At 49.8% G+C, this 15,084-nt stretch carries 10 protein-coding genes and 1 pseudogene; 4 read left to right on the top strand and 7 right to left on the bottom strand.

What is annotated here, in order from left to right; genetic code table 11:
• Positions 1 to 253: 253 nt before the first annotated feature.
• Both zwf (ACXX82_RS05045) and ACXX82_RS05040 read left to right on the top strand, forming a co-directional pair.
• Complete coding sequence (zwf, locus tag ACXX82_RS05045) at positions 254 to 1,729, top strand: glucose-6-phosphate dehydrogenase (protein WP_322232487.1); 1,476 nt, start codon at positions 254 to 256, stop codon at positions 1,727 to 1,729.
• Positions 1,730 to 1,867: 138 nt separating this feature from the next.
• Entirely contained in the window at positions 1,868 to 3,844 is a 1,977-nt protein-coding gene (locus tag ACXX82_RS05040) for a glucokinase (RefSeq protein WP_322232486.1), read from the top strand.
• 116 nt (positions 3,845 to 3,960) lie between these two features.
• Here ACXX82_RS05040 and ACXX82_RS05035 read toward each other — a convergent pair.
• The 6 genes and pseudogenes from ACXX82_RS05035 to pgi all read right to left on the bottom strand — a co-directional run.
• Positions 3,961 to 4,044: pseudogene (locus ACXX82_RS05035) on the bottom strand (cytochrome b); the annotation flags it as partial.
• A gap of 191 nt (positions 4,045 to 4,235) precedes the next feature.
• Positions 4,236 to 5,351 carry a porin gene (locus ACXX82_RS05030; protein WP_458562539.1) on the bottom strand — a complete coding sequence of 372 codons (1,116 nt, stop codon included), beginning with the start codon at positions 5,349 to 5,351 and terminating at the stop codon, positions 4,236 to 4,238.
• A 680-nt stretch (positions 5,352 to 6,031) separates the two neighbouring features.
• Positions 6,032 to 7,243, bottom strand: a complete 1,212-nt coding sequence (locus tag ACXX82_RS05025) for an AGE family epimerase/isomerase (protein ID WP_458562538.1) — start codon at positions 7,241 to 7,243, stop codon at positions 6,032 to 6,034.
• Between the two features lie 127 nt (positions 7,244 to 7,370).
• Entirely contained in the window at positions 7,371 to 8,225 is an 855-nt protein-coding gene (locus ACXX82_RS05020; protein WP_322240154.1) for an SIS domain-containing protein, read from the bottom strand.
• A 15-nt stretch (positions 8,226 to 8,240) separates the two neighbouring features.
• Positions 8,241 to 9,713 carry a glucose-6-phosphate dehydrogenase gene (zwf, locus tag ACXX82_RS05015; protein ID WP_322232483.1) on the bottom strand — a complete coding sequence of 491 codons (1,473 nt, stop codon included), beginning with the start codon at positions 9,711 to 9,713 and terminating at the stop codon, positions 8,241 to 8,243.
• A 150-nt stretch (positions 9,714 to 9,863) separates the two neighbouring features.
• Complete coding sequence (pgi, locus tag ACXX82_RS05010) at positions 9,864 to 11,567, bottom strand: glucose-6-phosphate isomerase (RefSeq protein WP_458562537.1); 1,704 nt, start codon at positions 11,565 to 11,567, stop codon at positions 9,864 to 9,866.
• 377 nt (positions 11,568 to 11,944) lie between these two features.
• Here pgi and edd point away from each other — a divergent pair, with 377 nt between their 5' ends.
• Positions 11,945 to 13,798, top strand: a complete 1,854-nt coding sequence (gene edd, locus ACXX82_RS05005; protein WP_458562536.1) for a phosphogluconate dehydratase — start codon at positions 11,945 to 11,947, stop codon at positions 13,796 to 13,798.
• A 103-nt stretch (positions 13,799 to 13,901) separates the two neighbouring features.
• Positions 13,902 to 14,552, top strand: coding sequence for a bifunctional 4-hydroxy-2-oxoglutarate aldolase/2-dehydro-3-deoxy-phosphogluconate aldolase (gene eda / locus ACXX82_RS05000; RefSeq protein ID WP_322232480.1), 651 nt, complete (start codon positions 13,902 to 13,904; stop codon positions 14,550 to 14,552).
• Between the two features lie 320 nt (positions 14,553 to 14,872).
• Here eda and ACXX82_RS04995 read toward each other — a convergent pair whose 3' ends face one another.
• Complete coding sequence (locus tag ACXX82_RS04995; protein WP_322232479.1) at positions 14,873 to 15,019, bottom strand: hypothetical protein; 147 nt, start codon at positions 15,017 to 15,019, stop codon at positions 14,873 to 14,875.
• Between the last annotated feature and the right edge of the window lie 65 nt (positions 15,020 to 15,084).

Below are 15,084 nucleotides of genomic sequence, written 5' to 3'. Positions count from 1 at the left end.
GGAAGCTACACCTTTGCTACTAAATATGTCTGATTTTCCGGCGTGATGGTTCACCCTTGCTCAGCAACTTTCATTATTTCTCTGCGATGGCTAAACGATAACTCTTAAAGAGTAATCAAAAGTTAGCTAGTAAAACTACAGAGAAAATTGATTTTATTAGATAATAAAGTTAAATCGTCTCTTTCATCACTTGTAATTGTAGTAATGCTACATTAATATTGCAATATAAGTTTTTATTTATTACAGAAAAGCGATGCAAACCCAACCTCCTTTTATTTTTACCCTGTTCGGCGCGACCGGCGATTTGTCGATGCGGAAGATTCTTCCGGCGCTTTTTGTCGCCCATCGGGATGCCAAGTTGCACGCGAGCGGACGCATTATTTGTGTCTCAAAGCAGTCTTTTAGCCGGGATGAGTATCTGGATTGGGTGAGCAAAAATGCCGTCCAATATGTGAAGGGTAGCGAATCAGTCAATCCGAATGACGCGGTGTGGCAAAGCTTTTTGGCACGTATTGATTATCTGCCGCTGGATCTGGTCGAGCCGACCGGGTATCAACGGCTCGCCGAGTTGCTGGCGGAGAATAAGGTTGTTTCGGTTTTTTATCTGGCGACTTCACCGCTCTTATTTGAACGCATTTGTGCCAATCTGGCGGCGAGCACGATTGATTTATCGCAAGCACGGGTTGTCTTGGAAAAACCGCTTGGCCATGATTTGCGTTCGTCGCATGCCATTAATGACGCGGTTGCACGGGTTTTTGCCGAAGATCAGATTTATCGTATCGATCACTATCTTGGCAAAGAGTCAGTACAAAACTTGTTGGCGTTGCGTTTCGCGAATAGCTTGTTCGAACCACTTTGGCGGCGTGAATCAATTGCGCACGTGCAGCTGACGATTGCAGAACAACTGGGCGTGGAAGGGCGCGGAGAGTTCTATGATGGGACTGGCGCGCTGCGTGATATGGTACAAAATCATTTGTTGCAATTGTTGTGCACGGTAGCAATGGAGCCGCCGACTTCGTTTGATGCCAACGCAGTACGTGATGAAAAGGTCCGTGTATTACGTGCTCTCAGACCATTTTCTGCGGAAGATCTCGAACTGCGCGCAGTGCGTGGTCAATATGTGGCAGGCGCTGTTAATAACCAGTCCGTGCCTGGTTATTTACAAGAACCGGGTATCGGAACGCATTCGCAGACAGAAACCTTTGTGGCTTTACACGCAGAGATTAATAATTGGCGCTGGGCTGGCGTACCGTTTTTTCTTCGCACCGGTAAGCGTCTTGCCCATCGTGCCGCAGAGATTATTATTACCTTTAGACCTGTTCCTCATGCGATTTTGCCGATGCCATTTGGACCCAGCGGAACAGTGAGTAATCGTCTGGTGATCCGTTTGCAGCCGGATGAGTCGATTCAATTACATTGTCTGGCAAAGCAACCCGGCGATGGGATGATCATGCAGCCGGTAGCACTTGATCTGTCGTTCGATCAAGCTTTTCAACAACGTCGGGCCGAGGCCTATGAACGTCTTTTGCTGGATGCCATTCGCGGTAATTTATCGTTGTTTGTGCGTCGCGACGAGCAAGAAGCAGCTTGGAAATGGGTAGAGCCTTTGTTGAACCACTGGCAATCAAGCGCGTCTCCACCCAAGCCTTATATGGCCGGTAGTTGGGGCCCAACGGCCTCATTTGCGATGATGGCACGAGCCGGGGCGCAATGGCCTGAGGATCGCTGAAATTTGGCAAAACTAATGCGATAATTTGATATTAAGAGATGCGTGCATTTAACGATATGTCGAAGTGCACCGATGCATCAACAGTCGAATTATCTTTTAGATTAATTAACCAATTGTATTGATTGAAAGTTTCACTTCATGGCGTCATCTACAACCGCAAATCTTAACGCAATCTCGGCGGACGGTTACCTGGATGGCCCACGCTTGCTCGCAGATGTCGGCGGTACGAATGCGCGATTTGCATTGGAACGTGCTCCCGGCCAAATTGAAGCGATTCAGACTTTACGCTGCGCTGATTATGCAGAGTTTGCGCTGGCGGTCGAAGCTTATCTGGCATCCATTCCCCATCCGCAAGTGCGGCATGCCGCTATTGCGATTGCCAATCCGGTGCATGGTGATGAGATCAAAATGACCAACCACCATTGGGCTTTTTCGATCGAAGCCACGCGTCGTCGCCTCAATTTTGACACGTTGTTAGTGGTCAATGATTTCACCGCGTTGTCAATGGCATTGCCGCATCTGGAGCATGTCCATTGCGTTCAAATCGGTGGTGGAAAACCATTGACTGGCGGCGTCATCGGACTGGTCGGTGCTGGAACCGGATTAGGCGTCGGAGGCTTAATTCCTTCAGAAGGACGTTGGATTGCGCTGGGTAGCGAAGGCGGTCACGTCAGTTTTGCGCCTGGCGATGCGCGTGAAGCAGCGATCCTTGCCTATTGCTGGCGACACTATTCTCACGTTTCTGCCGAGCGTCTGGTGTCAGGTCCTGGTATCGAAATTACGTATATGGCGTTGGCCGACATGCGCGGTGTAGTCAATCCGGAGCCGCTACACACGGCCCAGATTGTGGAGCGGGCTTTAAATGGCACTGACGTCTTGTGTAGTGAAGTATTGGAGTGCTTTTGCGCTATGTTGGGTACAGTTGCAGCTGACGTGGCGGTGACGTTGGGTACGTTGGGCGGCATCTATATTGGCGGTGGTGTAGTGCCACGCTTGGGTGAATATTTTGCCACTTCAGCATTCCGTGCACGCTTTGAAAATAAAGGGCGATTCGGTACTTATCTGGCCAAAATTCCAACGTATGTCATCACTGCGCCTTATCCCGCTTTTGTCGGCGTCGCAGCTATTTTGGCAGAGCATTTAGGTGGCGGCAACGCCGTGCCGATTCTGGAAAGAATACGCAAGGCGCGTTCACAGTTCTCACCAGCTGAACAGAAAGTAGCGAGTCTGATTTTAGCCCATCCTCGCGCCGTCATGAGCGAGCCGATATCGGAAATCGCACGTCGTGCGGAGGTCAGTCAACCAACCGTGATTCGTTTTTGCCGCACCATGGGTTGTCAGGGACTTGCCGATTTTAAGTTGAAACTGGCGTCGGGCGTCACCGGCACTGTACCGGTCGCGCATAGTCAGGTGCACGTCGGCGATTCGTCTCTGGATGTGGGAGTCAAGGTCGTCGACAATACTATTTCAGCGATGATGGAAGTACGCGACAATCTCAATGCAGACACACTGACCAAGGTGATCGATATTCTGAGTCAGGCTTCACGCGTAGAGTTTTATGGTTTTGGTAGTTGCGGTCTGGTGGCAGAAGATGCGCAACAGAAATTCTTCCGTTTGGGTATACCTGCGTCCGCTTACACTGATCCACAATTACAGGAAATCTCAGCCTCGTTGTTGAGAAGTACTGATGTCGCCGTGATTATCTCGAACTCCGGTCGTTTGCGCCATTTGGCTCCAGCGGTTGAGGTGGCGGTGAATTCCGGTGCGACCATCATTGCGCTGGCACCGAGCAATTCTCAGCTTGCCAAGAGGGCAGATTACACATTGGCGGTCGAGCACGACGAAGGCAGCAATATGCATATTCCGATGGTGTCGCGGATATTGTTATTGTTGTTGATCGACGTTCTGGCGGTTGGTGTATCGATGAATCGTGCGAGCCCATTTGCAGAGCTTCAGAGGCAGGCTAAACGCGGCATTCTGACGCACACTGCCGCAATCGAGGGTGATGGGGCCAGCGATAAAATGGCAGCCGAAGAGGGTACGCAGGCATCGCCCTCAACAGCATCAGATAAAAATGGCCCGTCAACGCCAAACCTGATTTCACATACCAAGTAAAAGTTGCGTGCTATCTCAACTTCATGATTGTGACTGCTGAACTGTCGCCTACCTTTGGCGACCGGTTCGCCGGCCACCGGAGTGCCGGCCACCGGAGTGCCGGCTATATCACCACATCACCACATTCTGCGTAACGCACTGTCGCGTTTGACAAAATGATGAAATAACGCTGCCGCAGCCTTCAAGCCAATCACAAAGTAAGATAGTCAATCGCGATTTATCAATCAATAAGCATCGCCCATAAAAAATGCCCATTCATAGTCGAATGGGCAAAATCTGGGGGATACCCAGGGACGTCTTGCAGTTGCCACTAATCGGCAGATTTACAAGGTAAAGTGAACAGCCGTGCCGAGCTCAAGCGACGCGACCATCCACTTTACCCTGGTATTGCTTAGAACGAGTGGCTGACACCTGTGTAAAACGCATTTTGGTTTTGACCAGTCAAACCAGTGCCATCGCCTGACTCAACCTGGAAGTTGGTGTTCGAGCCGTTACGTACAGTACCGATGCTTGCGTACAGCAAAGTGCGTTTCGACAAACTGTAGTTTGTACCCACCATAAACAAGTTGGCGCTGCCGACATTTTGGTTAAGTTTTACGTGATATGCGGCCGCGATCAATGTCAGTGCAGGTGTCAACTGATAGTTGGCGCCGACCCAGAAATGGTTCGCTTTGGTTGAGCCAGTCGTCACGTCTTGTGGTGCCGACAGATTTTGGTAAGCTGCATATAGTTTCAGCTTATCGATATTGACCGTTCCACCTAGTGTCAACTCTTTCGAATTTGTGAACAAGGTCGAGTAGCGACCAGCACCGTCGTTTGCAACGTCATACATCGCTACAAGGGAGTAACCAGGTTGGACAAAAGATAATGCTATACCGCTGCTGCTCTTAGGTTTGGTTGCACCAGGCGTTTCGCCGAAACCGTATGCGCCTTGGGCTGTGAAGCCACCGAAACTTGGCGAGATGTATTGAACCTGATTGCTGGTTTGCGGCCAGTTACGTCCTTTAACCAAGGTTGCCGAACCCAGATTCTGTTGACCGGTTGGATCCAGGCTCCAGACGATGTCACTCGGTAAAGTTAAATCACGACCGATTTTGACAGTACCGAAATCACCTGACAAACCAACAAAAGAACGACGTGACCAGATTTGTGCCGGGTTGTTTGGGCTGCTACCGTTGATTGCGCCGTTGCCCGCATTAAAACCGTTTTCCAACGTGAAGATAGCTTTTAGTCCGCCACCCAGATCTTCAGTACCTTTAAAACCGAACATGCTGGTACCCCAGCTGTTACCGCCAGTACCCCATTTTCCACCGCGTTGACCGTTCGAAGCGTTGTACTGGTTGCTGTTGTAATCGATACCGGCATCCACGCGACCATAGATGGTGACGTTGGATTGGGCTTGTGCTTGGCCGGCGCAAGTGGCGGCCAGAATAATTGCAGCTGCAAGTGGCTTTACCATTGGCAGGCGAGAGCCCGCGCGCAGACTTTTTAAAACAGTTTTGCTCATTTCATCTCCTAAGTAAAATATGGTGTTAACCACGCTTTTCGAGTCTTTTTGCTCGAAATTTTTTGAGTCTTGCTATTGCAAATATTTGCATTGCCGGACTTGATTTGTTGATGAGGATGTTAAACGACATTCGATGTAAATTGTTTGTTTTATGTAGTTTTACTATATTTGTGTTGCAAAAAAGCCGCAGATTGGTCTAGGGGTTCAGCACTTAAATACCTTAAAAGTTATCGCTGGAATAGAAATGGTTATCGGTTTAATGGAAATTGTATGCTGTCTTGAACGAAGGTAATATTTTGTATTTTTACTACAAGTAGCTTTGGTACATTTTCATTGCTCTAAAGGACGGTATAGGAAGGCGCAGTCGCGGTGCTGTCGCTACATTTATCAGCGCGAAATAAAATTCAGCGTGTTTTTATACGGCGCACCAAGGAATCTGCTTGCGCGCTTTGCGGCGGGTGGGTAGCCGATACTTATATGAGCGGATGAGGAGAGTCGCAGTTGATGGCGCTGTTGATTCAAGCCGAGGTATTTGGCGGTTGTGCCACAAATAAGGTTTGCATCTTGCGGCGGTTTTTGGTTACCTCTTCGAGTCACGGGCTTGCAGGTATTTGCGGATCAAGGAATAAATCTTAGCGGCAATCCCTGCATCCGAAAAACCAACAATATCGATACGCTTCCTATGCTAAAGCGCAGTCAACCGCATATAACGACTCCAGGTACGCGCCCATCGGGTGATAGAAGTCAGTCTTGCCGTGCGGTGGCTTTTCAGGACCGTAGCGTTGGTTATCGCGGTGCAAAATCCGATACCAGCCGCCTCGCTGCTGATCGATCAAATGATCCGCACTGTATTGCCATAGCTTGTTATACCAATCCCAATACTCCGGGTTGCCAGTGCGCTGCGCCAGCAATGCAGCCGTTGCCAGCGACTCTGCCTGGACCCAAAAATATTTGTCATCGTCGCAGGCGGTGCCGTCCGGTGCTAGCCCGTACACCAAGCCACCGTGTTGCGCATCCCAAGCCAACGGCATCGTTACATCAAAGAGTGCTTGTGCGCGCACCACCAGCCAGTCGCTGTCATGTTGCAACTGTGCGCTATGGCGATCAAGCAGCAACAATAATTTGGACCATTCGGTCATGTGGCCCGGTTGATAACCCCACGGTCGAAACATATTGCTACTGTCGTGACGGTTGTATTCCCAATCCACGCGCCAGTCAGCATCGTAATGTTCCCATATCCAGCCATCACAGAGCGCCGCCTGACGGTTTGTGATGTTGTTGGCTAACAGCTCTGCGCGATGAAGATAGACTTTATCGCCGGTCGCTTCAAATGCGGCAATCAACGCTTCACAACTATGCATATTCGCGTTTTGTCCACGATAGGGCGATACAACGCCATCCGGCGTCGCTTCGTCCGCATATAAACCGTCGGCCTCCGACCAGAACACGCGTTCCATCAATGCAAAGGCGGTGCGCAAGCCGGTCGCGGCTTCGGCAATGCCAATTTTTAGCGCGTGTGCATGGGCTAATAAAACGAACGCCAAGCCGTAACAATGCTGAGTGCGGTCGATTGGAGTACCATTTTCAAGCACCCAAGCATAGCCACCATATTCAGGTTGTTTATGTTTTTCTTCTAGGAAGCGCAAACCATGACGCGCCGCATCCCGATATTCTTCCTTGCCATCCAGACGAAATGCCAGTGCATAACAAAATACCATACGCGCGCTATTCACCAGATGGCGACTCGACGCGTCGTAGATACTACCGTCGTCATTAAAGTAATGAAAAAATCCACCAGCGGGATCAATCGAGCGTGGATGAAAAAAAGCGATGTCGCGGCGCATTTGTTCGTGCAGAAAAACTGGTAGTTGAAATCCGGAAGGTGGCGTCATCTGGTTTGTCTCTTTTGGGTCAATTTATTTTTATGGTGTTACGTATCACCGCGCTGCATGGTGCAGTAACCACATTAGCGCAGGTCTTTTTGAGATTGATTTTTACGTGATATTTATAAGGAGTGCATCAACGAAAGAATGAGTCAAACTGCATGTCAAATTGCTGCAATGCTTTTTGTGCGTTCTGCATTTTCTTTCGAAACTCCGGACCGCGTTTAAGGGCTAATCCGACTGCCAGAATATCGATCACGACAAGATGCGCAAGACGCGCTGAGATCGGCGTATACGGGTCAGTATTGAAACTGAGATCGATCGGCACTAATACCGTTGCCAGTTCAGCCAACGGCGTTCCGCTTGGTCCCAACACGATGATATCGGCACCGCCCTTTTTTGCTAGCTGCACGCTTCTCAGCAGCGCGGCATTGCCACCTCGTTGCGAGATGGCGACAACGGCATCGCCTGGTTGCAACAGCGATGCGGCAATACTATGAATGTGCGGATCGGAATAGGCGACGGTTGGAACGCCGGATCGAAAGAATTTATGCTGTGCATCAGCAGCGACAATACCTGACGTGCCCTGGCCGTAAAACTCGATCTTGTTCGCTTTGAGCAGAACATCCAGGGCGCGCTGAATCGCATCCGGGCTGAGGTGATTGCGCAAGTCCAGCAAAGTATTAATTGATCGACTGCAAATCTTGTTAACCAGATCTGCAGCGATATCATCTTGCGCCAGCATTTCATTCGCACCAGGCAATGCTACCGCGAGACTCTGGGCCAATTTCAGTTTGAAATCATGCCAGCCCTCATACCCGACAGCCCGACAAAAGCGTACTACCGTGGGCTCAGAAACGAGGGCATTTTTGGCTAGCGCGGTGATATTCTCGGACAGCGCGAGTTGCGGATTATCGAGAATCGTCAACGCGACTTTTCTCTCCGACTTAGATAACAAATCAATTTGCGTACGAATAGCATCGAGGAGCATTGCCACGGTGGACTCCTATACTTCCGGTAATGCTTCTTCGCGCCATTGCAAGCCGTCGCGTCCAATCAGGGCGCTCGCCGCCGCCGGTCCCCAAGTACCTGCACTATAAGGAATCGGTTCGTTTTCTTCCTGCTCCCAATAGTTCAGAATTGGCTCTACCCATTCCCAGGCCGCTTCCAATTCATCACTACGCATGAATAGCGTCAACTGGCCGCGCAATACATCGAGTAGTAAACGTTCATAGGCCTCCATGCGCGGTGCTTTAAAGCTTTCGCGAAAATTCAGCTCCAGTTCAACCGGTTTCAGCCGCATGCCGTCGCCTGGCGTTTTTGCCATTAAATTCAAATGCAGACCTTCATCGGGTTGCAATCTGATGACGAGGCAATTGGATTCAAAACTACTATTCGGTTGCGTAAAAATTGAATGTGGAATTTTCTTAAATCGAATAACAATTTCTGCCAGCGAATCGGCCATACGCTTGCCGGTACGCAGATAAAAGGGGACGCCAGCCCAGCGCCATGTATCCACCTCGGTTTTTATCGCCACAAAGGTTTCGGTACGTGAGTGCGGATCGGCATCCTGCTCTTTGCGATAGCCGGGTACTGCAATGCCATTCACATGTCCTGCCCGGTATTGGCCGCGCACGACATTTTGCGCGAGGCTGACTGGTGTAAAGCGTTTTAATGAGCGCAGAACCTTGAGTTTTTCATCGCGGACAGCATCGGAAGTGATCGATACCGGAGGCTCCATGGCGACGATGCATAATAATTGCAGCAAATGGTTCTGTAGCATGTCGCGCAGGGCGCCGGAGCTTTCGTAGTAACCCATTCGATTACCAACGCCAAGTTCTTCCGCGATCGTGATCTGTACGTCAGAAATCCATTCGCGACGCCACAATGGCTCGAACAGAACATTACCGAAGCGGAGCGCCAGCAGGTTTTGAACAGTCTCTTTGCCGAGGTAATGATCGATGCGGAAAATTTGTGATTCAGAAAATATCTGACCCACTTCAGCGTTAATTTGTTTGGCGCTGGCAAGATCGCGACCGAGTGGCTTTTCGAGGACTACACGCGAGTTGGGCGTGGCTAATCCGGAAGCTGACAGGTTACGACAAATTTTAGAAAACAGCGCAGGTGGCGTCGCCAGATAAAATACATTAGTGACGCTTGGATCAGGCCGCATTGCTGCCACAAGTGCTTTATAAGACTTCGCATCGGTGGCGTCCATCGCTACATACTGAACGCGCTTGCAAAACCGTTCCCAGATGACGGGATCAAACGTCTCCATCGAAATGTGAGGGCGGGCGTCTTTATCGATATGCTGTAGAAAATCATCGTTCGACAATTCATGTCGCCCAATGCACAAAATGCGCGCGTGTGGTGGCAAATCGTCGGCGCGATCACGCGAGTACATCGCAGGTAACAATTTACGCATTGACAGATCGCCAGTGCCGCCAAAGATTGCCAGATCAAATTCTGCTAGAGCCATGATGTTTGATTATCCGTTTACTTAAAAAGTCTACATTGATTCGAGCGACATTATTGCGCGCTATGCTGCGTGACGTTTCGCAGCCTCAACCGATAATGCAGTGCCGGCGTTGAGACTGCGTTTTGGCCTATTTGCGTGTCTTAGCGTGTCTTAGTTACCTGATAAAGCCGCACGTGCACGACCAATTAAACCATTGGTTGAACTATCGTGCTTGTCGGGGGCCGTATTGCCGGTCAGTTCGTCAAGAATATGCGTAGCCATTACCTTGCCCAACTCGACACCCCATTGATCAAAACTGTTAACTCCCCAGATGGCACCTTGTACAAAGGTTTTATGTTCGTATAGTGCAATCAGTGATCCGAGCGATGTTGGCGTTAACTTTTGTATCAAAATGGTATTACTAGGACGATTACCGGGAAAGGTCCGATGCGGTAAGAGTGCGCTGATGTCAGATTCTGGCATCCCTTTATTCTGCATCTCAGCACGCACTTCGTCTGCTGTTTTGCCGCGCATGAAGGCTTCTGATTGGGCAAAACAATTTGCCAATAGTGCAGCTTGATGGCCGGGCAGATGATGACTCGGCGCCAATGCAGCGATGAAGTCGACAGGCGTGACATCGGTACCCTGATGTAATAACTGGAAGTAGGCGTGCTGGCCATTGGTGCCGACATTTCCCCAGATAACAGGGCAAGTTTTAATCTGAAGCGGACTGCCATCGAGCGCGACGCGCTTGCCGTTACTTTCCATTTCCAGTTGCTGCAAATACGATGGAAAATTGCCCAGGTCTTGATGGTAGGGCGCTATCGATAACGATGCGCTGCCGCAAAAATTGCGTTGCCAAATACCGACGAGTGCCAGAATAACGGGCATATTCCGCTCAAGCGGCGCACTGCGGAAGTGGTTATCCATTGCATGCGCGCCGGCCAGAAATTCGCTAAACTGTTCAAATCCAACCGCCAGCGCAACTGAAAGACCAATTGAAGACCAAACGGAATAGCGACCACCAACCCAATCCCAGAATGGAAACATATTTTGCGGATCAATGCCGAATGCTTTGACGCCTTCGGTATTGGTGGATACGGCCACAAAGTGATGGGTCAGATCGCTTTCCTGCGCGCCGTCCGCCTGTGTCAGAAACCAGTTGCGGGCGCTGTGCCCATTCATCATGGTTTCCATCGTCGTGAACGTTTTGGACGCAATGACGAATAGGGTCGTGGCCGGATCAATTTGCGATAAAACAGCATCGATGTCATGGCCATCTACGTTGGACACGAAATGTAATTTCAGCTCCGTATGCTGATAGGCGCGAAGTGCCTGGCAAACCATTTTGGGGCCGAGGTCCGAGCCGCCGATGCCAATATTGACGATGTCGGTAATCTGTTTGCCATTATAGCCAAGCCATTTTCCTGCCCGTACTGCTTCTGTAAATGCCGCGATTTGTTCAAGTACAGCATGGACATCATCATCGATTTTTTGTCCATCAATGACTAGTGCTCTATTGCCTGCGCTTGGCGGCCAAGGCGTGCGAAGCGCCGTGTGCAAAACTGCGCGGTCTTCGGTAGTGTTGATTTTTTCGCCAGCAAACATGGCATCACGTCGCGTCTCAACCTTACGCTCACGCGCCAGATCGCATAGCAAAGACATGGTTTCGCTAGTCAGCGTATTTTTGGCATAATCCAGAAATAGACCGGAAGCTTCTAAGGAGAAGTGTTTGAAGCGATGAGGATCAGCATCGAACAGTTCACGCAGTGCGATATTTTTTGTCGTAGTGTAGTGATTTTGTAGTGCTTCAAAGGCGGCGGCATCAGGTTTGAGGCTAGATGTGTCGTGCGCAGTATCGGTAGTATTAGGCATGTCCGGACTTTCATGGCAGCTTGGGTTGAGTAGGACTATACAACATTTTTTGGTAATTTCACTACAATTTGTTGCTAGATTTCGATTTGCACCGCAGCTCCAGCGTAAGTTGACGGGCTACAGGACCTAAAGGCTCTGTAGCGAGGAAAGTTGTTTTCTTGGCTGAAATATCTATAATATAGGATCAATTCCAAATGAAAATCAGCTGTACAGGTGGTGGTAATGTTCGCTACAGTTCAACGAAATGAATAAAATATAGTTAAAGCAGAGAAGGCGGGTGAAAATTAATTGTAGTAAAATTACAGTTTGAATATCGCAAGCTTGCTTTCCCATTTTGCACTGCGAGCTTATTTCATCTTATTTTCGAGGATTAAAACATGTCCGTTCTAGCCAGCGTTGCCAAAGTAACAGAGCGAATTATCGCGCGCAGCCAACCTTATCGCAGTGCCTATCTGGAGCGTATCGAGATAGCGCGTCGGCAAGATGTACAGCGCGGTGCGTTATCTTGTACCAATCTTGCGCACGGATTTGCCGCCTTTCCGGTGAACGATAAGTTACGACTTAAACAGGATAAAGATCTTTCTGTTGCGATTATTTCTTCGTATAACGACATGCTATCGGCGCATCAGCCGTTCGAAAATTTCCCCAAAATTATTAAAGATGCCGTTCGTGCTGCGGGTGGCGTAGCGCAATTTGCCGGTGGAACGCCTGCAATGTGTGACGGTGTGACACAAGGGCAACCTGGTATGGAGTTGTCATTGTTTTCACGTGATGCAATTGCCATGGCAACGGCTATCGCCCTGTCGCATAACATGTTTGATGCCGCGTTGTATCTGGGTATCTGCGACAAAATCGTGCCAGGACTGTTAATTGGCGCATTACATTTTGGACATCTACCAGCGATTTTTGTTCCTGGTGGTCCGATGACCAGTGGGATGTCGAATAAAGAAAAGGTCAAAATTCGCCAGTTATATGCGGAAGGCAAAGTTGATCGGGCAGGTTTGCTAGAGGCTGAATCCCAGTCCTATCACAGCGCCGGCACGTGTACTTTTTACGGCACCGCCAACAGTAATCAAATGTTGATGGAAGCGCTCGGCTTACATCTGCCTGGCTCTGCTTTTATCACCCCGAATACACCATTACGTGATGCGCTGACCGCCGAAGCAGGGCGTCAGGCGTTGAAGATTACTGATCACAGCGGCAACTATCGCCCGGTCGGGTATGTGGTTAGCGAAAAGAGTATTGTGAATGCCATCGTGACATTGTTAGCAACCGGCGGTTCGACCAATCACACATTACATCTGGTGGCGATTGCTAAAGCTGCGGGGATTGTTATTGATTGGAATGATTTTGATGCGTTGTCAGCCGTGGTTCCATTGGTGACGCGGATTTATCCGAATGGTGATGCAGACGTCAATCACTTTCATGCTGCTGGTGGGACCGGTTTTGTGATCCGCGAGTTGCTTGATGCTGGCCTGATGCACGAAGACGTAACGACGATTCTCGGAGACAGTTTGCGCGCGCATTGCGCAGAGCCATTTTTAGAAGGTAACGCAGTTGTATTTAAACCTGCTCCGGAAAAAAGCGGTGATGACTCGGTATTACGACCTGCCGCCACACCGTTTGCCGCAGACGGTGGTTTACGTTTGCTGACCGGTAATTTGGGCCGTGCAGTGATCAAAATTTCAGCAGTCAAGAAAGAGCACTGGATTGTAGAAGCGCCCGCGATTGTCTTTAACTCACAGGAGGCGTTTATGAAAGCCTTCCGTGCAGGTGAGTTGGACCGCGATTTTGTCGCTGTGTTGAGCTTTCAGGGGCCGCGTGCCAACGGTATGCCAGAACTACACGCACTCACACCTGCGTTGGGCCTGCTGCAAGACAAGGGGCGTCACGTGGCGCTGGTTACCGACGGTCGTATGTCGGGCGCATCGGGCAAAGTGCCGGCAGCAATTCACGTAACACCAGAAGTCTCGGCCGGTGGGCCATTGGCGCTGGTGCGTACCGGTGACATGATCAAGATGGACGCAGAGCACGGTATACTTGAGGCGATCGTGCCAGCCGCCGAGTGGGCGCAACGTCAATTGCAGTTGGTCAATCTGGACGCTAATCAAGTCGGCATGGGGCGCGAATTGTTTGCCATGTTCCGCAACACGGTGAGCGCGGCTGAGGAGGGCGCAACCTGTTTTGACTTACCTCCTGTGCGTGAGTTGGTGGCAGCTGTTTCTAACTAAGTCTGAGATTCATGATCTTATTAAGATCATGAAGATTATTACGGTTGCTTAAATGAGGTAGCCGAAAAATACGTAGTTTTGACGAACATAAGAAAGCAACGATATGACATCTTCCAAATATTTGTATGACAACGAAGTGCTGGACATCATGCGCACTTCTGCAGTGATTCCGGTGATCGCAATCGACGATATTGCCCATGCCGTCCCATTAGCAAAGGCGTTAGTTGCCGGTGGCATCCGTGTGCTGGAAGTAACGCTGCGCACGGTTCATGGGCTGGCAGCGATTCGCGCAATGGCCGAAGTGCCAGGAGCAATTGTTGGCGTCGGTACACTCACCCATCCGGACGAATTTGTTGCGGCGCGTGATGCTGGCGCCGTTTTCGGTGTATCCCCCGGATTGACCTCATCTCTCATCGCTGCGGCAAAGTCGAGCGGCTTGCCATTGTTGCCGGGGGTGATGACTCCTTCGGAAGTGATGGCGGCGCGTGAAGCCGGATTTCGTCAACTCAAGCTGTTTCCGGCAGTTCCAGCAGGTGGCGTAGGGATGTTGAACGCGATTGCAGGGCCTTTGAGTGATGTTGTTTTTTGTCCGACTGGCGGCATATCGCAACAAACTGCCGCACAGTTCCTGGCGTGCAAAAATGTTGCATGTGTTGGCGGATCGTGGTTGACGCCGAAGGATGCTTTGGAATCGGGTGATTGGGCGCGCATTACTGCATTAGCGTTAGCCGCAAGTCAATTGCGCTTAGCTTAATACTGATAGCCCGATACGCATCAATAGTCAGTGTGTGGTTGCGCTTTTGGCCGTCGCAGACTGACTTTGTTAAGAAACACGAATAAAATATAAACGCGTATTCATTTTGTTCTCTGCTTTTCTGCTCTGCCCATTCTCTTTTTTCCAAATTTTACGCTGAAAATAGTAGTTTTAGCGGTCAATAGACATTTCGGTAATAGGTTTGGTAAAAATCATTACTAGACTTCATCAAGAAAATTCATTACACTAGTGCCTCTTTGAAACATTGTGCCACCCCAAAATGGCGCAGTGAAGCTTCATGACCTGCATCAGTGGGTCGTCTATTGCTCCGATAAATGTTGGAGTTTCATCAAACGTGGGGTTATCCCTGCATTCAGTTTGCCGCCCCAATGCGGCAGTCGACCCATTCTGAACAGTCCTTTCAGGATACGGAATGGGATAAATAAATTGACAGCTTTGTTTGTCATGCTCGCGCGTCATTGTGTGTGCAGGTATTTTCTGTGCCTTGAACTCGTGCGGCAGAAATGGAGTA

This window comes from Glaciimonas sp. GNP009 (assembly GCF_054343755.1).
The sequence above is the reverse complement of the archived record's forward strand: the minus strand, read 5'-3'. Positions and strand labels throughout refer to the sequence as shown.